The organism is Microbacterium sp. HSID17254, assembly GCF_003989315.1.
Lineage (GTDB): Bacteria > Actinomycetota > Actinomycetes > Actinomycetales > Microbacteriaceae > Microbacterium.
On the sequence record NZ_RBLT01000019.1, the window covers coordinates 52,880 to 76,390 of the forward strand.

The 23,511-nt window shown below is 71.0% G+C and carries 25 protein-coding genes; 14 read left to right on the top strand and 11 right to left on the bottom strand.

Annotation, left to right across the window (positions count from 1 at the left end; translation table 11 throughout):
- Positions 1 to 132: 132 nt before the first annotated feature.
- From D8M34_RS11975 to D8M34_RS12010, 8 genes are all read left to right on the top strand, one after another.
- Complete coding sequence (locus D8M34_RS11975; RefSeq protein ID WP_062635924.1) at positions 133 to 546, top strand: YbaB/EbfC family nucleoid-associated protein; 414 nt, start codon at positions 133 to 135, stop codon at positions 544 to 546.
- Complete coding sequence (locus tag D8M34_RS11980) at positions 546 to 875, top strand: type VII secretion target (RefSeq protein ID WP_025103775.1); 330 nt, start codon at positions 546 to 548, stop codon at positions 873 to 875. The genes D8M34_RS11975 and D8M34_RS11980 overlap by 1 nt, the downstream gene beginning before the upstream one ends.
- Entirely contained in the window at positions 872 to 2,335 is a 1,464-nt protein-coding gene (locus D8M34_RS11985) for a TNT domain-containing protein (RefSeq protein WP_126894111.1), read from the top strand. The genes D8M34_RS11980 and D8M34_RS11985 overlap by 4 nt, the downstream gene beginning before the upstream one ends.
- The gene (locus D8M34_RS11990; protein WP_126894112.1) at positions 2,332 to 2,616 is read left to right on the top strand and encodes a hypothetical protein; all 285 of its coding nucleotides are present in this window, start codon (positions 2,332 to 2,334) and stop codon (positions 2,614 to 2,616) included. Before D8M34_RS11985 ends, D8M34_RS11990 begins: the two co-directional genes overlap by 4 nt.
- The gene (locus tag D8M34_RS11995; protein ID WP_126894113.1) at positions 2,613 to 3,056 is read left to right on the top strand and encodes a glycohydrolase toxin TNT-related protein; all 444 of its coding nucleotides are present in this window, start codon (positions 2,613 to 2,615) and stop codon (positions 3,054 to 3,056) included. Before D8M34_RS11990 ends, D8M34_RS11995 begins: the two co-directional genes overlap by 4 nt.
- Positions 3,053 to 3,340 (top strand): hypothetical protein, encoded by a 288-nt coding sequence (locus tag D8M34_RS12000; protein ID WP_126894114.1) that lies wholly within the window; start codon positions 3,053 to 3,055, stop codon positions 3,338 to 3,340. Before D8M34_RS11995 ends, D8M34_RS12000 begins: the two co-directional genes overlap by 4 nt.
- Before the next feature lie 9 nt (positions 3,341 to 3,349).
- On the top strand, positions 3,350 to 4,015 hold the full coding sequence (locus tag D8M34_RS12005; RefSeq protein WP_126894115.1) for a TetR/AcrR family transcriptional regulator: 666 nt from the start codon (positions 3,350 to 3,352) through the stop codon (positions 4,013 to 4,015).
- 67 nt (positions 4,016 to 4,082) lie between these two features.
- A complete protein-coding gene (locus D8M34_RS12010; protein WP_126894116.1) occupies positions 4,083 to 5,318 on the top strand; it encodes an acyl-CoA dehydrogenase family protein in 1,236 nt (411 codons plus the stop codon).
- Here the strand turns inward: D8M34_RS12010 and D8M34_RS12015 are convergent.
- Both D8M34_RS12015 and D8M34_RS12020 read right to left on the bottom strand, forming a co-directional pair.
- A complete protein-coding gene (locus D8M34_RS12015; protein ID WP_126894117.1) occupies positions 5,315 to 5,866 on the bottom strand; it encodes a GNAT family N-acetyltransferase in 552 nt (183 codons plus the stop codon). The genes D8M34_RS12010 and D8M34_RS12015 overlap by 4 nt on opposite strands.
- Positions 5,866 to 6,348: a hypothetical protein gene (locus D8M34_RS12020; protein ID WP_062635910.1), complete on the bottom strand. Its 483-nt coding sequence runs from the start codon at positions 6,346 to 6,348 to the stop codon at positions 5,866 to 5,868. Before D8M34_RS12020 ends, D8M34_RS12015 begins: the two co-directional genes overlap by 1 nt.
- 65 nt (positions 6,349 to 6,413) lie before the next feature.
- Here D8M34_RS12020 and D8M34_RS12025 point away from each other — a divergent pair, with 65 nt between their 5' ends.
- Positions 6,414 to 7,865 carry a phytoene desaturase family protein gene (locus D8M34_RS12025; RefSeq protein ID WP_126894118.1) on the top strand — a complete coding sequence of 484 codons (1,452 nt, stop codon included), beginning with the start codon at positions 6,414 to 6,416 and terminating at the stop codon, positions 7,863 to 7,865.
- A gap of 43 nt (positions 7,866 to 7,908) precedes the next feature.
- Complete coding sequence (locus D8M34_RS12030) at positions 7,909 to 8,952, top strand: ATP-dependent DNA ligase (RefSeq protein WP_025103765.1); 1,044 nt, start codon at positions 7,909 to 7,911, stop codon at positions 8,950 to 8,952.
- 6 nt (positions 8,953 to 8,958) lie between these two features.
- Here D8M34_RS12030 and ligD read toward each other — a convergent pair whose 3' ends face one another.
- The 6 genes from ligD to D8M34_RS12060 all read right to left on the bottom strand — a co-directional run bounded on the left by ligD (position 8,959) and on the right by D8M34_RS12060 (position 16,468).
- A complete protein-coding gene (gene ligD, locus D8M34_RS12035) occupies positions 8,959 to 10,029 on the bottom strand; it encodes a non-homologous end-joining DNA ligase (RefSeq protein WP_126894119.1) in 1,071 nt (356 codons plus the stop codon).
- Positions 10,030 to 10,092: 63 nt separating this feature from the next.
- Entirely contained in the window at positions 10,093 to 11,232 is a 1,140-nt protein-coding gene (locus D8M34_RS12040) for an SseB family protein (protein ID WP_126894120.1), read from the bottom strand.
- Positions 11,233 to 11,276: 44 nt separating this feature from the next.
- On the bottom strand, positions 11,277 to 13,730 hold the full coding sequence (locus D8M34_RS12045; protein ID WP_126894121.1) for an ATP-dependent helicase: 2,454 nt from the start codon (positions 13,728 to 13,730) through the stop codon (positions 11,277 to 11,279).
- A gap of 44 nt (positions 13,731 to 13,774) precedes the next feature.
- Complete coding sequence (locus D8M34_RS12050) at positions 13,775 to 14,386, bottom strand: LysE family translocator (RefSeq protein ID WP_126894122.1); 612 nt, start codon at positions 14,384 to 14,386, stop codon at positions 13,775 to 13,777.
- Between the two features lie 79 nt (positions 14,387 to 14,465).
- The gene (locus D8M34_RS12055) at positions 14,466 to 15,482 is read right to left on the bottom strand and encodes an ABC transporter permease (protein WP_126894123.1); all 1,017 of its coding nucleotides are present in this window, start codon (positions 15,480 to 15,482) and stop codon (positions 14,466 to 14,468) included.
- A complete protein-coding gene (locus tag D8M34_RS12060) occupies positions 15,479 to 16,468 on the bottom strand; it encodes an ABC transporter ATP-binding protein (protein WP_126894124.1) in 990 nt (329 codons plus the stop codon). Before D8M34_RS12060 ends, D8M34_RS12055 begins: the two co-directional genes overlap by 4 nt.
- 89 nt (positions 16,469 to 16,557) lie before the next feature.
- On the opposite strand from D8M34_RS12060, the gene D8M34_RS12065 reads away from it, so the two are divergent.
- The gene (locus D8M34_RS12065; RefSeq protein WP_060922036.1) at positions 16,558 to 16,956 is read left to right on the top strand and encodes a YccF domain-containing protein; all 399 of its coding nucleotides are present in this window, start codon (positions 16,558 to 16,560) and stop codon (positions 16,954 to 16,956) included.
- Between the two features lie 10 nt (positions 16,957 to 16,966).
- Here D8M34_RS12065 and D8M34_RS12070 read toward each other — a convergent pair whose 3' ends face one another.
- Complete coding sequence (locus D8M34_RS12070) at positions 16,967 to 17,953, bottom strand: glycerophosphodiester phosphodiesterase family protein (RefSeq protein ID WP_126894125.1); 987 nt, start codon at positions 17,951 to 17,953, stop codon at positions 16,967 to 16,969.
- A 92-nt stretch (positions 17,954 to 18,045) separates the two neighbouring features.
- Between D8M34_RS12070 and D8M34_RS12075 the strand changes: the two genes are divergently transcribed.
- Both D8M34_RS12075 and D8M34_RS12080 read left to right on the top strand, forming a co-directional pair.
- Positions 18,046 to 18,966 carry a Bax inhibitor-1/YccA family protein gene (locus D8M34_RS12075; protein WP_025103756.1) on the top strand — a complete coding sequence of 307 codons (921 nt, stop codon included), beginning with the start codon at positions 18,046 to 18,048 and terminating at the stop codon, positions 18,964 to 18,966.
- 159 nt (positions 18,967 to 19,125) lie between these two features.
- Complete coding sequence (locus D8M34_RS12080) at positions 19,126 to 19,398, top strand: GlsB/YeaQ/YmgE family stress response membrane protein (RefSeq protein WP_025103755.1); 273 nt, start codon at positions 19,126 to 19,128, stop codon at positions 19,396 to 19,398.
- A gap of 96 nt (positions 19,399 to 19,494) precedes the next feature.
- On the opposite strand, the gene D8M34_RS12085 is transcribed toward D8M34_RS12080, so the two are convergent.
- Together D8M34_RS12085 and D8M34_RS12090 are read right to left on the bottom strand one after the other, a co-directional pair.
- On the bottom strand, positions 19,495 to 20,790 hold the full coding sequence (locus D8M34_RS12085) for an RNA polymerase sigma factor (protein WP_126894126.1): 1,296 nt from the start codon (positions 20,788 to 20,790) through the stop codon (positions 19,495 to 19,497).
- A gap of 13 nt (positions 20,791 to 20,803) precedes the next feature.
- On the bottom strand, positions 20,804 to 21,232 hold the full coding sequence (locus D8M34_RS12090) for a YciI family protein (protein ID WP_025103753.1): 429 nt from the start codon (positions 21,230 to 21,232) through the stop codon (positions 20,804 to 20,806).
- A 183-nt stretch (positions 21,233 to 21,415) separates the two neighbouring features.
- Between D8M34_RS12090 and D8M34_RS12095 the strand changes: the two genes are divergently transcribed.
- On the top strand, positions 21,416 to 23,511 hold a 2,096-nt coding region (locus D8M34_RS12095), incomplete at its 3' end, for a glycoside hydrolase family 10 protein (RefSeq protein ID WP_126894127.1).

A 23,511-nucleotide genomic window follows, 5' to 3' on the forward strand; every position in this document is an offset into this window, starting at 1 on the left:
TCTCTCGATGTCGAGACATCGACCAGTCCCCCAGCCTACTACCGCAGGCTGAGCGCTCCGACGCCCCGACGCCCTCCCCGACGCGCCGACGCCTCCGGTACGATTCTTGAGCGTCGAGGCAGGGGAGACGAGATGACGGACACCTTCGACTGGTCTGATCCGGTGGCGACACGCGCGCGCATCGAGCAGCAGGTGAAGGACGCGGAGCGCCGCGCCGCGCAGGCCGCACAGGTGCGCGACGACATCGCGGGCGTGCGCGAGCAGGCGGCCTCTCCGGGCCGCGACGTCACCGTGACGGTGGACGCCTCCGGGCGCCTCGCCGACGTCGCGCTCACGGACGCCGCTCTGCAGCGCTCCCCCGCCGCCCTGGGCGCCCTCATCGTCACCCTCGCCGCCACCGCGCAGAAGGCGGCGGGCGCGCGGGCGGTCGAGATCGCGGCGGAGGCCTTCGGCGCGGAGGACGCGGCGGTCGCGCATCTGCGTGAGGAGATCGCCGAGCTCCCCGACCCGAGTCAGGACGGCCGACCGCAGATCGAGTACCGCTGATGGCCGAGCTGATCGCCGTCGACACCGAGACCGTCCGCCAGCACGCCCAGCGCGTCGCGCAGATCGCCGCGGACGTCCGGCTCGCCGAGAACGCCGCCGGCTCGATGAACGTGGGCGGCGGCGCCTTCGGCGTGATGTGCGCCTTCCTCGTCCCCCCGGCGCAGATCGTCTCGTCGATCGCCGCCGGGGCGATCACCGCCGCCGCGACGATGCTGGAGAAGTCCGAGGAGCAGCTCCGCGGCCTGGCGGACGACTTCGATGAGGGAGAGCAGCGTCAGCTCGATTCGATCCGCGGGCTGCTGTCGTCCGTGGAGGGCGCTCGCCGATGACCCCGCCGAACCCGCTGGTGGCGGGACCGATCGACCCGACGACACCGTTCAGCGGAGCCGGTCTGCTCGAGGACGGCTACGACCTCGTGAACGCGATCGAGAGCGGGGACTGGGTCTCCGGAGGACTCGCGTCCTTCTCCGCTCTCGCGAACACCGTGGCCACGGCCATGGATCCGCTCGGCTCGCTGATCGCCGTGGGATTGGGGTGGCTGATGGACCACCTCGAGCCGCTCAAGGGCTGGCTCAACGACCTGACCGGCGATGCGGGCGAAGTCGCCGGTTTCGCGGCGACCTGGGGCAACATCGCGCAGCAGCTGCAGCAGGCGGGCGAGACCCTCGACGCACGCCTCTCCGACGTCAGCTCGATGTCGGGCGAGGCGATCGCGGCCTACCTCCGGCTGCAGTCCGACGTCGCCGCCCACATCTCCGCGGCCGCTGCCTGGGCCGGCGGGATGAGGACCGGCATGGAGACCGCGTCCATGCTGGTGCAGATCGTGCACGAGCTGGTCCGCGACACCCTGTCGCAGCTGGTCGGCTCCCTGATCTCCTATGCGAGCACGCTCGTCGTGTCCCTGGGCACCGCCACCCCGTACGTCATCGCACAGGCCACGAGCCGCGTCTCGGCCATGACCGCCCGGATCTCCGGCACCGTGCTCAAGCTCGTGGACGCCGTGACGGCCCTCACGAAGCACCTCGACGAGCTCAAGTCGCTGTTCCAGCGCCTCGGCGACCTCTTCTCGCGCGGCCCGGGCGGTGGGCACGGCCCGTCCGGCCCCGGTGCTCCGCACAGTCCTGACGGCAGTTCGCCCGGCGGCTCGTCCCCCGACGGCTCGTCACCCGGCGGCTCCGGCCCCGCGGGCCCCAGCGTGCGCGACCAGAGCACACTCACGGACGAGCAGATCCAGACATACCTCGACCGCAACTACCCGGAGTACGCTGACGACTTCGCGGACAACGGCACGCTCCCGCCCGACGTCCAGATCCCCAAGGGACCGGACGTGCTCCAGCCCGACGGGAGCATCGACTGGAGCCAGGTTCCCGGCGACGGGTACGTGCTCGATGCGAGCGGCGAGCCGATCCGGCAGCCGCACACTCCACAGGTGGGAGACGTCCTCGACCGCTACGGTCCTCCAGAGGGCCGCTACACGTCCCCGGTGCCCGAGAACGGCCCGTACACCTACGATCAGCGGTCCCTCCCGTATGTGGAGAACCCGGCCCACTACCACCGCTATGAAGTGGTCGGCGACATGTCCGACCTTCGGAGCGTCTACGACCGCGCTCCGCAACACGTCAAGGACGAACTCCTGGCGGGCGGGCTCAAGCCCGAGTATCTGGGTTCGCAGGGCTACCGAGGAGACATCGCGCCCGGGTTCGGCTCGACGGGTGGCGGGGTGCAGGTCCAGCTTCCCCTCACGGCCGCACAGTTGATCACACTCGGCGTATTGAAGGAGATTCCATGACCGAGCTCACCTCCGACGACGTGCAGCGCATCATCGCCGATGAGAAGCTCACCGCCACCGCGAACTGGTTCGGCCCCACCGGTCGACCACAGTCATCGGCGTGGATCGACCGCGACGGCGACGCGTGGATCGTGTGGGAGACGGACGAGCGTGGCGGCAGATTCCACGATCCCGTCCGCTTCGACTCGGAGTCGGAGGCGTTGGACTTCTTCCTGCGGATCGCGCGCCGCTACCGGGCGTCGGACTCGCACGCCGTCCGACGGATCGAGGGCCGGGAATGACGGAGCTGTGGATCGGACCCGACGGCGTCGCGATCGATCGCGAGCCGCTCCCCCGCGGCGCGGAGGTGTGGGACATGTACGGGCCGCTCAACACGCGCTACGTCTACCTCGTGGAGAACGGACGGCCGGCCGCCTATCCGGAGCGCTCCCTGCCCTGGGTCGAGAACCCCGCGGCGTACCACCAATTCCTCGTCGTCGGCGATTGCGTCCACATCCGCGCAGCATACGAGCGCTCGGAGGACGCCGTCCTCCGACGGGACCTGGACGACCTCGTGGACATCGGCTACTACCGCTGGGACGCCCCGATCTTCCGCGGCACGGTGGCCCCGGCCTTCGGCGACCCCGGCGGCGCGACCCAGCTCCTGCTGCCCCTCCCCCTCACGTTCTACCTGCGTCTCGGCCTGGTCCGGGAGCTGGCCGTCCCCGGAGCATCCGCATGAACCGCGACACCGTCCTCGCCGACCTCCGCGCGCGAGGCTCCGTCGGCTTCTGCTTCTTCGACGACCCCCGGGGCAAGACGAACACCGTCGTGGTGTCGTACGGCAGAGAGTGCTACCAGACCTGGATCCAGGACGAGCGCGCGCAGCCGATCGAGGGGTCGCTGCGGGTGTTCGCCGCAGAGCAGGAGGCGCTGGCCGACTTCGCCCATCGCGTGCAGCTCTGGAACCGCGTCAGCGGCGTGCTCTCGCCGGGGCCGTCGGGCGCCGGTGCCGCGGCGGTCTAGGATTTCGCCATGCACGAATCCGCAGAGCTGCGCACCGGGGGCGTCGTCGCCGCCGCGCTCGAACTCTTCAACGCCCGGGGGTTCGACCAGACGTCCGTGGAGCAGATCGCCAAGGCCGCCGGCGTCTCCCGGTCGACCTTCTTCCGGCAGTTCGGCGGCAAGGAGGACGTGGTCTTCGCCGATCACGAGGTCCTGCTGGAGCAGCTCCGCGAGTTCCTCGACGAGGGGCACGACGATCCGTGGGGCGCGGTCTGCGCGGCATCGGAGTCCGTGTTCACGCACTTCGCGAACGACCCGGAGCTCGCGCGACGGCGCTACCAGATCGTGCGGGAGGTGCCGGTGCTCCGCGAACGCGAGATCATCACCGTGTTCCGCTACGAGCGGCTGTTCGATGAGTACCTGCGCAGCGCCCTGCCGGGGGTGGATCCGCTGGACGCGGTGGGCTTCGCCGCGCTCGTGACGGCCGTGCACAACCACGTGCTGCGGCAACTCCTGCGCGGACGGAAGAAGGTGCCGCTGTCCACCCTCCAGTCCGCGCTCGCGGATGCACGTCGGCGGTACGGCGTGGGCGAGGCCGCCGACGCGGGCGCTCCGGACGACGTGGTGGTGGCGGTCTTCCCCCGCTCGATGCCGATCGCCGAGGTGACCAGGAGGCTCCGCTCCGAGCTCGACTGAGTCGACCGGGGCGGTCGTGGTACCGAGTATCGAGGAGTACGATACCTGGTGTCACGAAGGAGCACCCATGAGCACTGAAGCCTCCCCCTTCCCCGGCGAGCGCGTCTCTTCCTACGACGTCACCGGGCGGCAGGACAGCGACTACTACGCCGTCTTCGCCGACATCCCCGCCGCCGACCGGGAGGCCTGGGACCGCGCGAAGGCGTACGTCGATGAGGTCGCCCCGCAGATGGCCGAGGCGTGGGACCGCGCCGAGTACCCGCTCGACGCCGCACGCCGCATGGGCGAGATGGACCTCGTCGTCGACGGCGTCGACCACCCCGCGCTGACCCGGCTCTCCCCGCTCGCCGCGGGCCTGGTCAACATGGAGATCTCGCGCGGGGACGGCTCCCTCGGCACGATCCTCGCGGTGCAGGGCGGGCTCGCGCTGCGGGCGCTCGCGCTGTTCGGCTCGCCCGCCCAGCAGGACCGCTGGCTCACGGCACTCGCCGACGGCTCGGTGCTCGGGTCCTTCGCCCTGACCGAGCCCGACCACGGCTCCGACTCCGTCTCGCTGGAGACCGTGGCCCGCCGCGACGGGGACTCCTGGGTGCTCCGCGGTGCCAAGAAGTGGATCGGCAACGGCGCCTCGGGCGGGATCACGTTCGTCTGGGCGCGGGTCGACGACGAGTCCGCCGACGAGCACGGGGCGGTGCGGTGCTTCCTCGTCGAGCAGGACACCCCCGGATACACCGGCACCGTGATCCGCGGGAAGGCCTCCCTCCGCGCGATCCATCAGGCCCACATCCGCCTGGACGACGTTCGGGTGCCGCGGGACGCGGTGCTGCCGGGGACGAAGAGCTTCAAGGACGCCTCGACCGTGCTGTACGCCACCCGGTCCGGGGTCGCGTGGTCGGCGCTGGGTCACGCGACGGCCTGTTACGAGGCGGCGCTGGCCTACGCGAAGGAGCGTGTGCAGTTCGGCAAGCCGCTCGCGAAGTTCCAGATGGTGCAGGAGCGGCTCACGCACATGCTGGAGGATCTGACGGCGATGCAGCTCTACTGCCGCCGCATGGCCGATCTGGAGCAGGCGGGGGCGCTGCGGCCGACGCAGGCCTCGCTCGCGAAGTTCCACAACACCCGGGCGGCCCGGCGGATCGCCGCGACGGCGCGGGATCTCCTCGGCGGCAACGGCATCCTTTTGGAGAACGGCGTCATGCAGCACCTGGCCGACATCGAGGCCATCCACACCTACGAGGGCACCGAATCCGTGCAGGCGCTGCTGCTCGGCCGCGACATCACCGGGATGAGCGCCTTCGCCTAGCCCTTGGAATCGCGCACTGTGCTGGATTCGGCGGCCGGATGCAGCGAAGTGCGCGACTCGAAGCGGAGGAGGCGGTCGCGGTCGTCCCAGGGGTCGACGGGACGGAAGCCGCGGGATGTGTAGAGCCGGATCGCGGCGTCGCGCCAGTCCCAGACCGACAGCCGCACCGCGCCCTCGGCCTCCACCAGGACGGCGTCGAGCAGCGCCGAGCCGACGCCGCGGCCGCGGACCGCCGGATCTGCCCAGAGCCGCTTGATCTCGGTGTACCCGGCATGCGCAAGCGCGATCACCACGCCGACCGGAGCCCCGGCGAGCTCCGCCACGAGCACCCGTCCGCCGGCGTACGCGGTCGCCGGATCGCGGACCTCCGGCCGGTACCGCTCGGGGAGTTCGCCCTCGGATTCCGCGGGGTCACCCAGGACGTCGTGCTTCTCCTGCTCGGTCTGCCGGAGATACGTCGACACCGCGGCACCGACGAAGGCCGCGTCACCCGGCCACGCCGCCTCGCGGACGGTGACGCCGCGGCGCGACGCGGAGGCGGCGGGCATCAGTCGCAGCCGCAGCCGCCGGCGGGGGTCTTCACCATGAAGCACACGTCGCACACGCCGTAGTCGCGCTCGACGGGCTTCGGAGCGGCGGGCGTGCGGGGAGCGGCGGGGGTGCGCGGCGTCGAGGAGCGCTTGGCCTTGACCGGGGTCTGCGGGGCGAACTCGCTCGGGTGCGTCACGTAGAAGTAGGGCGCGCGTCCCTCGCTGGGCTGCAGGCGGAGGCGGGTCGAACCGACGGTCACGACCTCGTCCTCGGTGAAGCCGTTGGTGTAGGTGCGGCCGATGTGCAGCGCCGCCCCCTCGCGGCGGATCGCCTCGATGTAGCGACCGCGGTCGATCAGCGAGGTCACCCCCGCGGCCTCGACGATCTCGGTGATGAACGCGTGGTTCACCGGATCGATGCGGTGGGCGCGGAGCGCCTCGGGAAGCGAGCGGTACGGACGGGAGGTGCCGGCGGGGGTCGGGCCCTGGACTTCATTCATCCCTTCCAGGATCGCACGGCGCAACCCCCTCCGCTGACCGCGGACTCGCGTGCGAGACTGGCCGCATGGCACTCGCGACGATCATCGGATCCGGACCGAACGGCCTCGCCGCCGCCGTCTCCCTGGCCCGCGCCGGCTACCAGGTGCGCGTGCTCGAGGCCGCGGACACGGTCGGAGGCGGCCTGCGCACCCAGGAGGCCACCCTCCCGGGCTTCCGTCATGACGTCTGCTCAGCCGTCCACCCTGCGGCCGTGGCCTCGCCGTTCTTCCAGGCGTTCGGGCTCGACGAGCGGATCGAGTGGATCCGCCCCGAGATCTCGTTCGCCCATCCGCTGGACGGGGGCCGTGCCGCCATCGCCTGGCGCGACATCGAGCGCACCGCGGCCGAGCTCGGCATCGACGGCGACGCGTGGCGGCGCCGGCTCCGCCCCCTCAGCACCCACATCGACGGCGTCACGGACTTCACCGGGAACCAGCTCCTCCGCCTCCCGCACGACCCGGTCACCGCGGTCCGCTACGCGATCCGCATGCTCGACCAGGGCACTCCCCTGGCGCGCGCCGCCTTCCGCACCGAGGAGGCGGCCGCGCTCATGGCGGGAGTCGTCGCGCACGCGAACTCCCCCCAGCCCACGCTCGCGGGGGCTGCGGCCGGGCTCCTGCTGGCCGGACTCGCCCACGCCGGCGGCTGGCCGTACCCCCGCGGCGGCTCGCAGGTGATCGCCGACGCCCTCATCGCCGACCTGGAGGCTCACGGGGGCTCGATCGAGACCGGCACCCGGGTCACCGACCTCGCCGCGCTGGACTGGGGAGACCCGGACCGCGGCGACGTGCTCCTGCTCAACACCTCCCCCCGGATCGCCCTCACCCACCCGGACATCCCGCCGTCGTATGCCCGTGCGCTCCGTGGGTACCGCTACGGCGCCGCGGCGGCCAAGGTCGACTTCGCGCTCGACGGCCCCATCCCGTGGACGAACGAGCACGTGCGGAACGCGCCCACCGTGCACGTGGCCGGGACGAGGGACGAGGTGTGGAACAGCGAGAACGCGGTCGCCGTCGGTCGCGTGTCCGAGCGCCCCTACGTCCTGGCCGTCCAGCCGTCGCTCTTCGACCCGACCAGGGCACCCGACGGCAAGGCCGTGCTCTGGGCGTACATCCATGTGCCGAACGGCTCCGACCTCGACCCGACCGAGCTCATCACCGCGCAGATCGAGCGGTTCGCGCCGGGCTTCCGCGACCGGATCCTCGCCCACCACGCGGTGCCGGCGTCCTCCCGCGAGGCGATCAACCCGGCCGAGATCGGCGGCGACATCTCCGGCGGCGTCTTCGATATGCGTCAGGCCCTGCGCCGCCCCGTCCTCTCCCCCGCGCCGTGGCGCACGCCGATGCCGGGCGTATACCTCGCGTCGGCCTCCACGCCGCCCGGGCCCGCGGTCAACGGCATGGCCGGGTGGCACGCGGCACACACCGTGCTCCACGACGCCGGCACGCCCGCGGAGCTCGACGACCTGTTCGGCTGACCCTGCCCTTTCCCCCGCTCGCCGCCCGGTCCAGGATGGGTGCATGCGCTACGAGATCCCGGCCCCTATGCTCGCCAAGGCCGTCGCGGCCGTCCCCGACCCCGACAAGACCCCGGGTGGGCTGCTCTACGAGCCGAAGTGGGACGGGTTCCGGGGGCTCATCGCCTGGGACGGCGAGACGGTCGAGATCGGGTCCCGCGGCGCGAAGCCCCTCACGCGCTACTTCCCGGAGCTCGTCGATGCGATCCCTGAGCTGCTGCCCGTGCCCTGCCTCCTCGACGGCGAGATCGTCGTGGCCACGGGTCCGCACGGCGCGCAGCGTCTGGACTGGGAGGCCCTCAGCCAGCGCATCCACCCGGCCGCCTCCCGGGTCGCGAAGCTCGCCGTCGAGACCCCGGCCCTGTTCATCGCGTTCGACCTGCTCGCCTCCGGTGAGGACGACCTGCGCGACCAGTCGTTCGAGACGCGGCGGGCCCGGCTGGAGACGCTCATGGAGTCCGTGGAGCACCCGCTGCACCTGACCAGGACCACCCGCGACCGTGACGCCGCCGTCCGCTGGCTCCAGGAGTTCGAGGGCGCGGGCCTCGACGGCGTCGTGGCCAAGCCGCTGGCGCAGCCGTACGCACCGGGGAAGCGCACCCTCTTCAAGATCAAGCACGCGCGGACCGCCGACGTCGTCGCCCTCGGCTATCGCATCCACAAGTCCGGCACCGGGGTCGGGTCGCTGCTCGTCGGGCTCTACGACGCCGAGGGGACCCTGCGTCAGGTCGGCGGCGTCGCGGCATGGAGCGACGCGAAGCGGAAGCAGCTCGTGGAGGAGCTCGCGCCGTTGGTCGAGCGCGACGAGGACGGCGCGGCGGTGACGGGCGAGGGCGAGCGCTCGCGGTTCAGCGGGTCGAAGGACGTCTCGTTCGTGCGGCTGCGTCCCGAGCGGGTGCTGGAGGTGCGGTACGACCAGCTCGAGGGCGCCCGCTTCCGTCACACCGTGCAGTTCGAGCGATGGCGGCCGGACCGCGACGCCCGCTCCTGCACGTACGACCAGCTCGACACCGTCGAAGGCTACGACCTCGCCGACGTCCTGAGCTGAGCCCGCTCAGTCGTCGACCGGGTTGCCGTCGGCGTCCCAGTTCGCGGCGTTCTTCTTGCTCGGCTGCACGCGGGGCGGCTCGCCCGGCATCTTCGGGAACTCCGGCGGGAAGGGCAGCTCGCCAAGGCCGTTCGCCGTGTCGCGCTCCCACCACTCCAGGAGCGTGTCGATGCGCCCGGGCTTCGCCTGCATGTCGGCCCACGGGTCGCCGACCTCTTCGAGCCGCTGCGGGATGCTCCGCACGGTGAAGGCGCGCGGGTCGAGATCGTCGAGCTCCTCCCAGTGCACGGGCGTCGCGACGGTCGCACCGGGAAGAGCACGCGGACTGTACGCGCCGGCCATCGTGCGGTCGCGGTTGGCCTGATTGAAGTCGACGAAGAGGCGCTCGCCGCGCTCCTCCTTCCACCAGTTCGTCGTGACCCGGTCCGGCATCCGGCGCTCGAGCTCCCGGCCGGCGGCGATCACGGCATGCCGCACGTCGAGGAACTCGTGGGTGGGCTCGATCGGGGCGAAGACGTGCAGGCCCCGGTTGCCGCTCGTCTTCGCGAACGCCTCGAGGCCGGCCTCCCGCAGCACCTCCCGCAGGGCGTGGGCCGCGGGGACGGCCTCGGCGAAGCCGGTGCCCGGCTGCGGGTCGAGGTCGATCCGCAGCTCGACGGGGTTGTCGGAATCGGTCGCCAACGACGCCCAGGGATGGAAGACGATGGTGTTCATCTGCACCGCCCACACGATCGCGCTGGTGCGGTTCAGGACGATCTGAGGATGGCGGCGGCCGCTGTTGTACGTGACCGTGACGGCGTCGACGAAGTCCGGCGTGCCCTTGGGCGGGTTCTTCGAGAAGAAGCCCTCCGGCCGCGGTCCTCCGGCGGTCCCCACGCCGTCCCGGAAGCGCTCCAGCGACACCGGCCGGTTGCCGTTCGCCGCGAGGAACGGCACCGACACGAGCTGCACGTACTCGGCGAGCTCGGTCTTGGTGATGCCGAGGTCGGGCCAGACGACCCGGTTCGGGCTGGAGAGCGCGACCTCACGCTCTCCATCGGTGTCGGCGACGGTCAGGGTCACGCGTTCAGAGGCCATGCTCCGACCCTAGGGGGCGGTCACGACCCGCGGAACCCCCGGCGACTCCGGGCGCGCGCGCCGTCAATCCTCGATCCGCACCGCGCGCACGAGCACCGGCGCGAGGGCGTCACGCTCCACCACCATGGAGGGCCCTGCGGAGTCGATGATGACGCCGGCCATCTCGGAGTGGCTCGACAGCACCTTCGCGAGCTGGTCCGGCTCGAACGGCAGCGGGCGATCGCCCCGGCCGAGCGCGATGACCTCCAGCGGGTGCGAGAAGAGCTGGAGGAAGCGGCGGCCGTCGGCGGTCTGCGCCTCGGCGATGCCGACCTGCCCGGTGCCGGATCCGTCGTTCACCGCCACCCACATGCGGGTCGTGGCGAGAGCCTCGCCCACCTTGGCGGGCGAGTCCTGCTCCCGCGGCGCCGCGAGCAGGGACTTCACGGTCATGTCGACGTCGGCCTGCTCGAGCGTCTTCTGCAGGAGCTCGGTGGGGAACACCACACGATGCGGCGCGGACGCGTTGTCGATGATGAGACCCGCGAAGTCACCGGAGACGACCTGCTGCATGACCGAGGTCGTCGGCTGGGCGACAGCGGAGGTCGCGGACGGATCGGCTTCGAGCTGCACGGAATCCCGGACGGCGGCCGCCGAGCTGAACGCCAGCATGAACTGACGCTCCCCATCGCGGACCACGGCGACGGCGAGCGGCTTGCCCTCGCTGATCTGCGCGCGGGCATCGCCGTTCACGCGGATGTAGAGGTGCCCCTGGAGAGCCTGGCGGAGCACCCCGAGGAGCTGCTCGTTCGAGGCCCCCGCCTCGATCTGCGCCAGGGACTCGCGCAGGAGGACGTTGTCCTTCATGCCGGCCACGGTCTCGGTCTGCTCCGGCGGGAGCGCGGGAGCGAGCGGGAGCTTCCGCTCGGCCGCCGGCGCCGCGGGCTCCGCGGTGGAGCTCGGCGGCGTCGGCGCGGCAGCGGGCGCCGCGGCTGCCGCCGCGGCCTCCGGATCCGGAAGCGCGACCTCGGGCCCGGCTTCGGCGCCGACACCGCGGAACGCCTGCACCGAGATGCCGACGGTGGGCGAGGCCTCGGCCGTCGACGCCTCCGACTCCTCGGTCGCCGTGCTCGCGTCCTCCTCGCTCTCGGTGGCCGGAGCGGCGGAGGGGGCGGGAGCGACGGCGTCGTCGCCGGACTTCTTGCGGCGGGAGAAGAGTGCCATGGGAGCCAGCCTAACCGTGTCTCCCCGCCCTCTCCGCCGCGACGTCAGAGCTTCTCGATCGGGGCGACCTTGATGAGCAGCTTCTTCTGCCCTGCCGTGTCGAACCGGACATGGGCGATGCGCTTGGCGCCTTCGCCCGTGACGGCGTCGACCCTCCCCTCGCCGAAGTCGTCGTGCCGGATGCGGTCACCGGCAGCGAGCTCGAGGTCGCCGTTGTCGCGCATCTTGGCGGTGACGCGGTTGGGGATCTTGTCCATCGCCGTGGAGAGCGGCTTGAGGGACTCGCGGGGCAGGGCCTTCACGCCGAAGCGGTCGCCGGACCCTCCAGAGCGACGGGCGTTCAGCGCACGCGACTGCATGCCCCCGCGGGAGTTCACGTCGCCCGGGGACTGCCTCCAGTCGATGAGGGAGGCCGGGATCTCCTGCAGGAACCGGCTGGGCATGGCGACCGTCACCTCGCCGAACTGCGCGCGGGTCATCGCCAGGGACAGGTGCAGGCGCTTGCGGGCGCGGGTGATGCCCACGTAGAACAGGCGCCGCTCCTCCTGCGGGCCGCCGGGCTCTCCCGCCGAGATGCGGTGCGGGATGAGGTCTTCCTCCACACCGGTGACGAAGACCGCGTCGTACTCCAGGCCCTTGGCGGTGTGCATGGTCATGAGCGAGACCGATCCGGACTCGTCGTCGAGGTCGTCCGCGTCGGAGACCAGCGCGACCTCGGTGAGGAAGTCGGTGATGGTGCCCTCGGGGTTGTTGCGCGCGAAGTCGCGGGTCACCGCCACGAACTCGTCGAGGTTCTCCACGCGGGCCTCGTCCTGCGGATCGCGGCTGGCGCGCAGCGCGTCGAGGTAGCCGCTCTTGGAGAGCAGCAGGCTGAGCCCGTCCGCCACGGAGGTGGGCGGCGGCACCTCCCCCGTCGGCGGCAGCATGATCGCCGTCGCCTCGGCGAGCACGGCGTCGAGCTGGGCGATGGCGGCCTGGATCTTCGGTCCCACGCCGAGCTGGCCCGGCAGCGACAGGGCATCGCGGAAGGAGATGCCGTGCTCCTCGGCGAAGCGGGCGATGGCGGTCTCGGTGACGTCGCCGATGCCGCGCCGCGGCTTGTTGAGGATACGGCGCACCGCCATCTCGTCGGCGGGGTTGGCGACCGCCACGAGATAGGCCAGCGCGTCCTTGATCTCGGCGCGCTCGTAGAACTTCGTGCCGCCCATGATCTTGTAAGGCACGGCCGAGCGGATGAAGATCTCCTCCAGCGCGCGGGATTGCGAGTTCGTGCGGTAGAAGACGGCCATCTCCGAGTACGGCATGCCCTTGCGGTGCAGGGCCTCGATCTCGTCGGCGACGAACTGGGCCTCGTCGTGCTGCGAGTAGCCGGTGAAGCCGATGATCTTGTCGCCCTCGCCGCGGTCGCTCCAGAGCTTCTTGTCCTTGCGGTCGAAGTTGTTGCCGATGACGGCGTTCGCCGCGGAGAGGATGTTCTGCGTCGAGCGGTAGTTCTGCTCGAGGAGCACGACCTTCGCCCCCGGGAAGTCGCGCTCGAACTCGCTGATGTTGCGGATGTCCGCGCCGCGGAAGGCGTAGATCGACTGATCCGAGTCGCCGACCACCGTCAGCGACGCCCCGGCCTCACCGGCTCCCGGCGCAGGCTCGGGATCGGGCTCGAAGATCATCATGCCGTTGGCGGCATACGGCTCCGGCGTCGCGCCGACGCCGGACACCGGACGGGTGAGCTCGTGGATGAGCGCGTACTGCGCGTGGTTGGTGTCCTGGTACTCGTCGACGAGGATGTGCCGGAAGCGGCGGCGGTAGGTGTCGGCGACCTGGGGGAACGCCCGGAACAGGTAGACCGTCTGCCCGATGAGGTCGTCGAAGTCGAAGGCGTTGGCCTTCTGGAGCTGGCGCTGGTAGTCGGCGAAGACCTCGACGAAGACGCGCTCGGCCGGGTCGCTCATGTTGGCCTGTCGCGCGTAGGACTCGGCATCGGAGAGCTCGTTCTTGAGCTTGGAGATGCGCCCCTGGACCGCCGCCGGGGTGAGCCCGTAGGCGTCGGCCTCGTGCTCCTTGACCAGCCGCTTGAGGAGGGCGCGGGAGTCTCCGGAGTCGTAGATGGTGAAGTTCTTGGTGAACCCGAACTGCTGCGCCTCGCGGCGGAGGATGCGCACGCACGCGGAGTGGAACGTGGAGATCCACATGCCGCGCGCGGCGTCGCCGATGAGCCCCTCGACGCGCTCGCGCATCTCGCCGGCGGCCTTGTTGGTGAAGGTGATGGCGAGGATCTGGCTCGGCCACGCCTCGCGGCTGCGCAGGAGCGAGGCGATGCGGCGCGTGAGCACGCTCGTCTTGCCCGAGCCGGCACCGGCGACGATGAGCAGCGCGGGGCCGCGATACGTGACGGCCTCGAGCTGCTGGGGGTTGAGGCCGGCGAGGAGGTCGTCCTGCGCGGGGGCGCCGGAGGACTGCGGGCCGACGGATCCGGGGACGATGAGAGGGGCTTCGGTCATGACCTCTCGAGTCTAGGCGGCGGCACCGACATCGAGGTCCCGGCCTAACGGGGCTCGAGCGCCAGACGCCCCGCCAGCAGCACATAGGTCGCCGCGAAGGAGCGCCGCAGCCACGCCATCACCTTCGGCCGGGTGAGGACGCGCGTGCGCATGGTCGCCGCGAAGATCCCGTACGCGGCGAACACGACGAAGGTGACCGCCATGAAGACCAGGCTCAACACGATCATCTGCGCCGTGGCTCCGGTGCCTCCGGCGGCGACGAACTGCGGCAGGAAGGCGAAGAAGAAGATGGTCAGCTTCGGGTTCAGGAGGTTGAGGAGGACCGCGGTGCGGATGATCCGCCACGACGACACGGGCACGGCGTCCCCCTCCGCCGGCATCAGCGCAGTGTCCCGCAACGTCCGCCATGCGAGGTACAGCAGGTAGGCGACACCGAACCACTTGATGACCTCGAACGCGACGGCGGAGGCGTGCAGGATCGCGGCCAGACCGGTGATCGCGGCGATCATGTGCGGGACGACCCCCAGCGTGCAGCCGAGGGCGGCGACGACGCCGGCCCTCGCCCCCTGGGAGATCCCGATCGCCACCGAGTACACCGCCCCGGTTCCCGGGGTGGCGACGACCACCAGGGTCGTGAGGAGGAATGCGATGCTCATGCGGCCCTTCCGTCGCGGCGGTCGGTCCGCGTGACATGTCTGCCGGCTCGACGCATGATGCGCATCCCCCCTCTTCCGCTCAGGCGATCCGCGTGCCGGGCGGCAGCCGCCGCGCGGGCGTCCGGGTGCGGGCCCATGCTCCCGCGAACAGCGCCCCGGCGAGCACGACCTGCACGCCGAGCCCGACGAACCAGCTCGGCACGGTCTCGTCGATCACCTCCTCGGCGGTCTGAGAGCCGCTCTCCGGATCGCAGTCGTCCCAGCGCTGCTCCAGCGGCGAGAGCTGCGCGCTGCGGACGCCCCACTTGATCTGCCCGTAGAGATCGACCGGATAGCCGTCCTTGCTGAACTCGGTAGGGGTCGCGTCGGCGAGCACGACGAACGGGTTGGCGGCGAGCGCCCACCACACGAGGTCGAACCGCGGCGCCTCGTACGTGTAGCTCTCCCAGCTCTCGCAGTCCACGTTGCCGTTGTTGTCGTAGGGGCGGCTGTAGCTCGTCGCCTCGCTGCGCACGGCCAGGCCGCCGAGCGCGAAGACGATGATCGTGCCGATGACGAGTGCGGAGACCACGAGGTAGGTGGACGCGACGGAAAACAGCGGGCGGGCGATGAGGCCGCTCAGGCCGACGCCGATCGCGGCGACGATGACGATCTCGACGGCGAGGATGAGCAGCGCCACGAACAGCACGATCGGATCGGTCCCGCCCGCCAGCAGCGACGCCGCGAGGAAGGGAACCGCCACCAGGAGGAACGCGCCGCCCGTCGCGATCGCCGCGAGCAGCTTGCCCAGCATGATGTCGCCGGTCGATGCCGCGGTGACCTGGATCGGCGCGAGCGTGGCCGCCTCCCGGTCGCCGTTGATGGCGTTGCCGCTGAGCGTCGGCGAGACGAGCACGACGAGCAGCAGGACCACGTTGACGACGATGGACGACACGCCCGCCCCGACGTCCTCCCCCCAGGAGTACACGGCGAACGACAGGCCGGTGACGCCGAGGAGCACCAGCGCGAAGACGCCGAGGAGCACGTACCAGCCGATGCTCCGCAGCCGCTGGGTCAATTCCAGGCGCGCGATGACGCCGATGTTCGCCAGGCTCATGCTCCCGCCTCCGTTCCGTGGGGTGCCGCAGGCGGCGGGGGCGGCGGGGTCGTCGCCGCGAGCGGCTGCGGGTGCCGGAGCGCGAGGAACGTGTGCTCCAGATCGCTCTGCGCGGGTGCGAACTCCGCGACCGGCAGCCCCGCCTCCACGAGGAGACGCAGCGACCGGGCGGCGGCGTCCTCCCCGGGGAAGCCGACGAGGATGGCGCCGCGGTCCACGGCGAGGGACTCAGGTGCCAGTCCGAGAGTCGACGCGACCTGCCACGTGTCCGCGTTCAGGCGCTCCGCGGTGGCACCGGCGAGCCGCACCCGCCAGGCGCGGACCGTGCTCTGCGCCGGAGCGGCATCCACCACGGCCCCGCCGACGAGGAAGACGGCATCGTCGACGACCTCTTCCAGCTCGGACAGCACGTGGCTGGAGATGAGGACCGTGCGCCCTTCGGCCGCGAAGCGGCGCAGCAGCACCCGCAGCTGCACGCGGGCCTCGGGATCGAGGCCCGACGCCGGCTCGTCGAGAAGCAGCACCTGCGGGTCGTGAACGAGAGCGCGGGCGAGGCCGAGCTTCTGCTTCTGCCCGCGGGAGAGCACCTTCGCGGCGGAGTCCGCGAGTTCTCCCAGGCCGACGAGACCGAGGAGGTGCTGCGCCCGCCGCTCCGCGTCCGCGCGGTCGATCCCGTAGAGGCGGGCCGTGGTCACGATGGTCTCGCGGGCCGTGAGCGAGGGCCAGGCGCCGAGGGCGTCCGGCATCCACCCCAGCACGCGACGCGCCGCGAGCGGATCGGCTTCGGGGTCGATGCCGCCGATGCGGATCGAGCCGCTGTCGGGGGCGAGCAACGAGGCGAGCATCAGGAGCAGCGTCGTCTTGCCCGCGCCGTTCGGGCCCACCAGGCCCGTCACCCTTCCCGCCTCTGCGCGCAGCGTGGCCCCTCGCACGGCCTGCACGTCCCCGAACGCCCTGCTGACGTCGTCCACCACTATTCCGGTCATGCGGTCAGTCTGGCATCGCCGGGCGCGAGCGCCGGGGACCTCCGGGCTGATGCCCAGCCGCGCCGCCCCGCGGGTGACACAATCGCTGTATGCGCACGATCCTCAACATCATCTGGGTCATCCTCGCGGGCTGGGCGCTCTTCCTCGGCTACGTGCTGGCCGGCCTGCTGCTGTGCATCCCGATCATCACGATCCCGTGGGCCATCGCGTCCTTCCGCATCGCCGCCTACGCCATCTGGCCGTTCGGCCGCGAGGTCGTCAGCAAGCCGACGGCCGGCGTCGGCTCGTTCCTCGGGAACGTGCTCTGGGTCATCCTCGCGGGGTGGTGGCTCGCGCTCGGCCACATCGTGTCGGGACTGGCACTGTGCATCACCATCATCGGCATCCCGATGGGCATCGCCGACTTCAAGATGGTCCCGGTGTCGCTCATGCCGCTCGGCAAGGAGATCGTCTCCACCCGTCAGGGCGCGTTCGACCGCACGCTCTGACCGCGACGGGTCAACTGCGGAAGAACACCACGCCGAGATCGGGGTGGTCGACGAAGACGCCGTCCACGCCCTGCCGGGCGATCACGCCCCACTCGGCCTCGTATTGCCCGAAAGCGCTCTTGCCTCCCGGACCGCGGTAGGGCGCCGCGAGGAAGGAGTTCTCCGGACGGCAGGTCCAGGTGAAGACGGTCAGGCCGCGGGCATGGGCATCGGCGACCAGCGTCGTACCCTGCGCCAGGAGCATCTTCTTGTCGACGCTGATCCCGTCGACCTGACCGACCAGGCGATCCAGATTCCCGGGGGTCACGGTCTCCGGGTAGCTCAAGGCCTTCGATCCCTCGGCGACGAGCAGGTCGTACGGCTGTCCCGCCGCCTCGATGAGGTAGACGAAGCTCGCGTCGACGCCCGCGGCGCGGAGCTGCCCGAGCACGGTCGACTCGAAGCTCTCCACGATCAGCGGCAGCTCCCCCGCCGCCCATCCGGCGTCGCGCAGCTCCCGCGCGATGAGGGGCGCGAGGTCGAGTCCGATGCTCGCGAAATGCGTGGCGTGCTTCACCTCGAGCACGACGCCGATCGGCCGACTCTGCTCCTGCGCGGCCGCCCGCACGAGGTCGAGGACGTCGCGCAGGCGCAGGATGGGTTCCGTGCCGTCGAAGGAGGCGCTGGACGCCCGGAGCTTCGGCAGCCGTTCCCGGCAGCGCAGCGTGGACAGCTCCGCCCAGGTGAAGTCCTCCGTGAACCAGCCGGTCAGTGCGGCACCGTCCACGCGCCTCGTCGTGCGGCGATCCGCGAACTCCGGGTGATCGGCGACGTCCGTGGTGCCGGAGATCTCGTTCTCGTGCCGCACGACCAGGACACCGTCCTGGGTGGCGACCACGTCCGGCTCGACCGCGTCGACCCCCATCGCGAGAGCGAGCTCGTAAGACGAACGGGTGTGCTCCGGTCGGTGACCCGGGGCACCGCGATGCCCAATGACGAGCGGAGATTTGCTGGGCACGCTCACAGCGTAAGGCACCCCGGGAGTGTCGCCTCACGGGTATCGTGGAGGAAAGCGACCTACGACCCCCCTTTTGGAGTGAGGCCCACCTGATGAGCAACTTCGCTTTCAACAATCCTGCTTTCCAGCAGCAGGACCCGCGCAACGTCGCGACCTACCCGGGTGCGCCCCAGGGCGCTCAGGGCGCGCAGGCCGCGTCGCTCCAGCACGGCGCGATGGATGCCGCCGCCAACGCGCAGCTCGAGGGCATGTACGCCGCTCCCGCCGCAGGCGCCCTCGAGACCGACCGGATGTCCGTCGAGGACACCGTGTGGAAGACCGCCGGCCTCTTCGGCATCCTCCTCGTCACCGCCGTCGTCGGCTGGGTGCTGACGCTCGGCGGCCTCGACGTGCCGCGCTACGACCCGTACAACCCCGCCGCCGTCAACGTGCTGCCCTGGGCTCTCGGGGCGCTCGGCGGCTTCGTGCTGGCGATGGTCATCACCTTCACCTCGCGCAAGAAGGTCCGCCCCGCGCTGATCTTCGCCTACGCGGCCTTCGAGGGTCTCTTCATCGGCGGCATCTCGGCGTTCTTCGAGGTCCGTTGGCCCGGCATCGTCTTCCAGGCGACGCTCGCCACCGTCTCGGTCGTCGGCGTGACCCTCGCCCTCTTCGCGAGCGGCAAGATCCGCGCCTCGAAGAAGGCGACCAAGATCTTCATGATCGCGATGATCGGCTACCTGGTCTTCTCGCTCCTGAACCTCGTCCTCATGTGGACGGGTGTCAACACCAACGCCTTCGGGCTGTTCAGCCAGGAGATCATGGGCATCCCGCTCGGCCTCATCATCGGCGTCCTCGTCGTGATCATGGCGGCGTACTCGCTGGTGCTCGACTTCGACCAGATCCAGCAGGGCGTGCGCAACGGCGCTCCCCGCAAGTACGGCTGGCTCGGCGGCTTCGGCATCATGGTCACCGTCGTCTGGCTGTACGTCGAGATCCTCCGGATCATCGCGATCGCCCGCGGCAACAACTGACGCGACCGTCGCGACGAGAGGCCCGTCTCCCTGGGGAGGCGGGCCTCTTGCCATATCCGGGAGGCCGCGCGCAAGGGGTTGGCACGCGAATCCGGAGCCGGGCACAGTAGGTGTCACGAGGCCCCGGCACCCCGGGGCTCCTGACCCAAGGAGCTGACCATGAGTTTTCTCGGCTTTCTTCTTCTCGGCCTCATCGCCGGAGCTATCGCCAAGCTGATCCTGCCCGGCAAGCAGGGCGGCGGATGGTTCATCACCCTGCTGCTCGGCGTCGTCGGCGCCCTGCTCGGCGGCTGGCTCGGCAGCCTGATCCTCAACCGTCCGCTCACCGAGTTCTGGGACCTCGGCACCTGGCTCCTCGCCATCGGCGGTTCGATCATCGTGCTGCTGATCTACGGTCTCATCGCCGGCCGCGGCCAGCGGGTCAACGACTGACGCAGACCCCACTCGACGCGCTCCGCGTCACCCACGCCCGTCCCTCACGGCTGCGAGAGCATCCGTGAGGGGCGGGTCTTTTCGTGCCGCGGACGATCAGCTCCCGGCACCGTGCGCCTTGCGCTCCAGGAGATCGCGCTCGCGGTCGTTGCCCGCCAGCGCCGCGGCGGTCGCGAACTCGCTGCGCGCCTCGCTCTCCCGCCCGAGTCGGCGCAGCAGCTCGCCCCGGGTCGCGGGGAGCAGGTGGTACCCGCGCAGCGCGCCAGACTCGGCCAGGTCGTCGAGCAGCCGCAGGGCGGAGGTGGGCCCGGTGGCCATGGCGACGGCGGCCGCGCGATTGAGCTCCACCACCGGGGACGGGGTGAGCCGGCCCAGCGCCTCGTAGAGGACGACGATGCGGTCCCAATCGGTCTCCTCCACGGACGGCGCGACGGCATGGCGTTCGGCGATGGCGGCCTGCAGACTGTACGGCCCGCGTCCGCGGCCGAGTGCGTCCGCCCGCGCCAGGGCTGCTCTCCCCCGCGCGATGCGACTGCGGTCCCACCGCCGACGGTCCTGATCGGCGAGCAGCACCGGGTCGCCGTTCCGGTCGGTCCGCGCCGGGAAGCGTGCGGCCGTGAGCTCCAGGAGCGCGAGCAGGCCGTGCACCTCCGGTTCCCGGGGCTGCAGCGCGGCGAGCACCCTGGCGAGCCGGATGGCCTCGTCGCTCAGCTCCGGCCGCATCCACTCCGGACCGCTGCTGGCCGCGTGCGCTTCGTTGAAGATGAGATAGAGCACCCCGAGGACCGCGCCGAGCCGCGCCGCATGCTCCTCCCGCGGGGGCACCTCGAACGGCGCGTGCGCGGCCGCCAGCGTCTTCTTCGCGCGCACGATCCGCTGCTGCACGGTCGCCGTGGGGATGAGGAAGGCGCGGGCGATCTCCTCACTCGTCAGACCGTCCACGACCCGGAGCGTGAGCGCGACCTGCGCCTCCCGGGAGAGGACCGGGTGGCACGCGATGAAGAGGAGGCGCAGCACATCGTCGTCCACGGCATCCGGGTCCCACGGCAGCTCGTGCCCCTGCGCCTGCTCCTGTTCCAGGTCGTGCGCGATCAGCGCCAGACGGTCGTCCAGCCGCTCGCGGCGGCGCCATCCGTCCACCGCCTTCCGCTTCGCCACGGCCGTCAGCCACGCGGCGGGATTCTGCGGCACGCCCTCGGCGGGCCATTGCCGCAGCGCGGCGACCAGGGCCTCCTGCGCGAGATCTTCTGCCAGGCCGAAGTCGCCGACCATCCGCGTCAGTGCGCCGACGATGCGCGCGGACTCGATGCGCCACACGGCCGCGACCGCGCGCTCGGCCGCCTCCTGCGCAGAGGCGGCCGAGGTCGTCGCGGGGTCCGGGGAGCCGTCCATCAGCGGACGGGGGTCACGCCTGCTCGGCGCGGCGGGCCTGCTCCTCCCGCCAGCCCGCCTCCTTCTCGATCCACTCGTTGTCGGCGGGGAAGTCCTCCGGGCCGGTCACCCGGCGCACCTCGAGGAACGATCCCGGTCCGAGCGGCGCCCGGCTCGCCCATTCCGCGGCCTCCTCGCGCGAGGAGACCTCGATGATCCAGAAGCCGTTGAAGAGCTCCTTCGTCTCCCCGTAGGGGCCGTCCGTGATGAGCGGCTTCTCGGCGCTGAAGTCGACGACGAAGCCCTCCGCCGCGTCGGTCAGGCCCTCTCCGGCGACGAGGACGCCCGCCTTCATCATCGACTCGTTGTAGCGGCCCATCGCTTCGATGACCTGCTCGAAGGGCATCTCCTGATAGGCCGCCACCGCGTCGTCGGTCGCGCGCATGATGAGCATGAACTTCATGATGTTCTCCTTGTTCCGAAGGGCCGTTCCTCGACCCTCTCATCACAGACGTCGAACGGGAACGGCGGAGATCGACATCGGGGCGAAAATTCCTCCCGGTCTTCTGCCGAGAGCCACATCGGCATAGAGTTTCAGTTCAACCCCTTTCAGTGGAAATTCTTTTCCAGATCGAACGAGGACTCGATGAAGAGACGCATCGCCGCCACCGCCGCGGCCGCCCTGCTCCTGCTGGCGCTCCCCACGACCGCCGGAGCGGCCCCCGACGAGGAGCCGCTGACCCGGTACGTCAAGGACGCCTCCGGCACCTACGGCTACGGCACGGAGCCCGTGTACACCTATCCGGGATCCGGCGAGCAGGTCGCCATCCCCACGACGCTGACGCCGGAGAACCGCCGCTTCTCCAGCGCCTGGGTCGGGACGATCGGCAACCTGAACTTCGGCAAACCCGCCGACGCGGCGGACTTCGACGCCCGCTACGCGACGGTGCTCGACGACTTCGCCTCCTGGAACATGAACGCCGTGATCTTCCAGGTGCGTCCGCTGCTGGACGCCTACTACCCGTCGGCACTCAACCCGTGGTCCGAGTTCCTCACCGGCACCCAGGGCGCCGATCCCGGCTATGACCCGCTGCAGCGCATGGTCGAGGCCACCCACGCCCGCGGCATGGAGTTCCACGCGTGGCTGAACCCCTATCGCGTGACCAACGCGAAGATGACCTCGCCGGGGATCCTCACCGCCCTCGGCCTCACCGCGGACCAGGTGAAGGCACTCTCCATCCCGCAGTACATCGCGGCACTGAACGACGCCGGCATCCTCGCCGACGACAACTTCGCCGTGCAGCACCCCGACTGGGTCCTGTCTTTCGAGGAGAAGCTGTTCCTCGACCCCGGCCAGCCCGAGGTCCCCGCGTACGTCGCGGCCACCGTCGCCGAGATCACGGAGAACTACGACGTCGACGCCATCCACTTCGACGACTACTTCTACCCGTACCGGATCACCGTCGACGGTCAGAACGTGTTCTTCGGCGCGCAGGGCGAGGACCGGGCGACGTTCGAGGAGTTCGGCCTCACGGCGGGCTATCCCGACACCGTCGCCGGCATCGAGGCGTGGCGGCGCGACAACATCACGGGTCTGATCACCCTCGTCGGCGACGCGATCGACGCCGGCAACGCGGCCCGCGGCACCGCCGTGCAGCTCGGTATCAGCCCGTTCGGGATCTGGGAGCACGAGGCGCTCGACCCGGCCGGATCCCACACGCCGACGAGCTCGTCGCAGACGTACAGTCAGGCGGTCTTCGCCGACACCCGCGGGTGGGTGCAGGACGAGCTGATCGACTACATCGTGCCGCAGATCTACTGGAGCTTCGATCAGGCGGCCGCCCCGTACGGGGAGCTGGCGCAGTGGTGGAGCGACGTGGCCGCCGGCAGCCGCACCCAGGTCTACGTGGGGCATGCGCTCTACAAGCACGTCAACAACGGCGGCTGGGAGCAGGCCTGGATGAATCCGGAAGAGGTGCCGAATCAGATCCGGTACAACCAGAAGCTCGACGGCATCGAGGGCAGCGTCCTGTTCAGCTACAACGACATGAAGCCGAGCGACCTGGCCGCTCTGCCCGCGGATCAGCAGCTCAAGCACGAGGCGAAGAACACCGCGATCGAGCTCCTCGAGGGCGAGGCCTTCGCCCACCCCACGCTCGTTCCGGCCAAGCCCTGGCTCTCGGACGGACAGGTGGCCGCCCCGGTGGCCCCCGAGGTCGTCGACGGCGAGCTCCGCTGGCAGGCCGGCGACGCGCGGGAGGCCCGCCAGTATGCGATCTATCGCGGTACCGGCGATCCGGCGCAGATCGTCACCACCCCGGGCGCGCTGGTCGACACGGTCTGGGCAGGCGGTGCGGCGTCGTTCCGCTTCCCCCTCCCCGCCGACGAGGCCCCGGCCGCCGCGCGCGCCGCGACGGAGACCTGGGTGGTGACCGCGCTGGACGCGGCCGCCGTCGAGAGCGCGCCGATGGCTGTCGCGGTGGACGAGCCGGTGGATCCCACCGATCCGGGAACTCCGACGGATCCCACCGACCCCGGCACGCCGGAGGACCCGGACTCCGGGGGTGACGATGACGCCGCTGCCTCTCCCGTCGGCGGCGCGTCGCGCGGCGACCGCGGCGACCTCGCCGCGACCGGCGGCGATGTCCCGACGATGGCGCTGCTCCTGGGCGGACTGCTGAGATCGGAAGAGCGCCGCGTCGGGAAAGAGGGTAGGATGGGGGGTAGACCTCTGGGGTCGCC

Coding starts and splice junctions, on each gene's coding strand:
- D8M34_RS11975 (WP_062635924.1), top strand. CDS start 133: ATGACGGACACCTTCGACTGGTCTGATCCGGTGGCGACACGCGCGCGC.
- D8M34_RS11980 (WP_025103775.1), top strand. CDS start 546: ATGGCCGAGCTGATCGCCGTCGACACCGAGACCGTCCGCCAGCACGCC.
- D8M34_RS11985 (WP_126894111.1), top strand. CDS start 872: ATGACCCCGCCGAACCCGCTGGTGGCGGGACCGATCGACCCGACGACA.
- D8M34_RS11990 (WP_126894112.1), top strand. CDS start 2,332: ATGACCGAGCTCACCTCCGACGACGTGCAGCGCATCATCGCCGATGAG.
- D8M34_RS11995 (WP_126894113.1), top strand. CDS start 2,613: ATGACGGAGCTGTGGATCGGACCCGACGGCGTCGCGATCGATCGCGAG.
- D8M34_RS12000 (WP_126894114.1), top strand. CDS start 3,053: ATGAACCGCGACACCGTCCTCGCCGACCTCCGCGCGCGAGGCTCCGTC.
- D8M34_RS12005 (WP_126894115.1), top strand. CDS start 3,350: ATGCACGAATCCGCAGAGCTGCGCACCGGGGGCGTCGTCGCCGCCGCG.
- D8M34_RS12010 (WP_126894116.1), top strand. CDS start 4,083: ATGAGCACTGAAGCCTCCCCCTTCCCCGGCGAGCGCGTCTCTTCCTAC.
- D8M34_RS12015 (WP_126894117.1), bottom strand. CDS start 5,866: ATGCCCGCCGCCTCCGCGTCGCGCCGCGGCGTCACCGTCCGCGAGGCG.
- D8M34_RS12020 (WP_062635910.1), bottom strand. CDS start 6,348: ATGAATGAAGTCCAGGGCCCGACCCCCGCCGGCACCTCCCGTCCGTAC.
- D8M34_RS12025 (WP_126894118.1), top strand. CDS start 6,414: ATGGCACTCGCGACGATCATCGGATCCGGACCGAACGGCCTCGCCGCC.
- D8M34_RS12030 (WP_025103765.1), top strand. CDS start 7,909: ATGCGCTACGAGATCCCGGCCCCTATGCTCGCCAAGGCCGTCGCGGCC.
- ligD (WP_126894119.1), bottom strand. CDS start 10,029: ATGGCCTCTGAACGCGTGACCCTGACCGTCGCCGACACCGATGGAGAG.
- D8M34_RS12040 (WP_126894120.1), bottom strand. CDS start 11,232: ATGGCACTCTTCTCCCGCCGCAAGAAGTCCGGCGACGACGCCGTCGCT.
- D8M34_RS12045 (WP_126894121.1), bottom strand. CDS start 13,730: ATGACCGAAGCCCCTCTCATCGTCCCCGGATCCGTCGGCCCGCAGTCC.
- D8M34_RS12050 (WP_126894122.1), bottom strand. CDS start 14,386: ATGAGCATCGCATTCCTCCTCACGACCCTGGTGGTCGTCGCCACCCCG.
- D8M34_RS12055 (WP_126894123.1), bottom strand. CDS start 15,482: ATGAGCCTGGCGAACATCGGCGTCATCGCGCGCCTGGAATTGACCCAG.
- D8M34_RS12060 (WP_126894124.1), bottom strand. CDS start 16,468: ATGACCGGAATAGTGGTGGACGACGTCAGCAGGGCGTTCGGGGACGTG.
- D8M34_RS12065 (WP_060922036.1), top strand. CDS start 16,558: ATGCGCACGATCCTCAACATCATCTGGGTCATCCTCGCGGGCTGGGCG.
- D8M34_RS12075 (WP_025103756.1), top strand. CDS start 18,046: ATGAGCAACTTCGCTTTCAACAATCCTGCTTTCCAGCAGCAGGACCCG.
- D8M34_RS12080 (WP_025103755.1), top strand. CDS start 19,126: ATGAGTTTTCTCGGCTTTCTTCTTCTCGGCCTCATCGCCGGAGCTATC.
- D8M34_RS12085 (WP_126894126.1), bottom strand. CDS start 20,790: ATGGACGGCTCCCCGGACCCCGCGACGACCTCGGCCGCCTCTGCGCAG.
- D8M34_RS12090 (WP_025103753.1), bottom strand. CDS start 21,232: ATGAAGTTCATGCTCATCATGCGCGCGACCGACGACGCGGTGGCGGCC.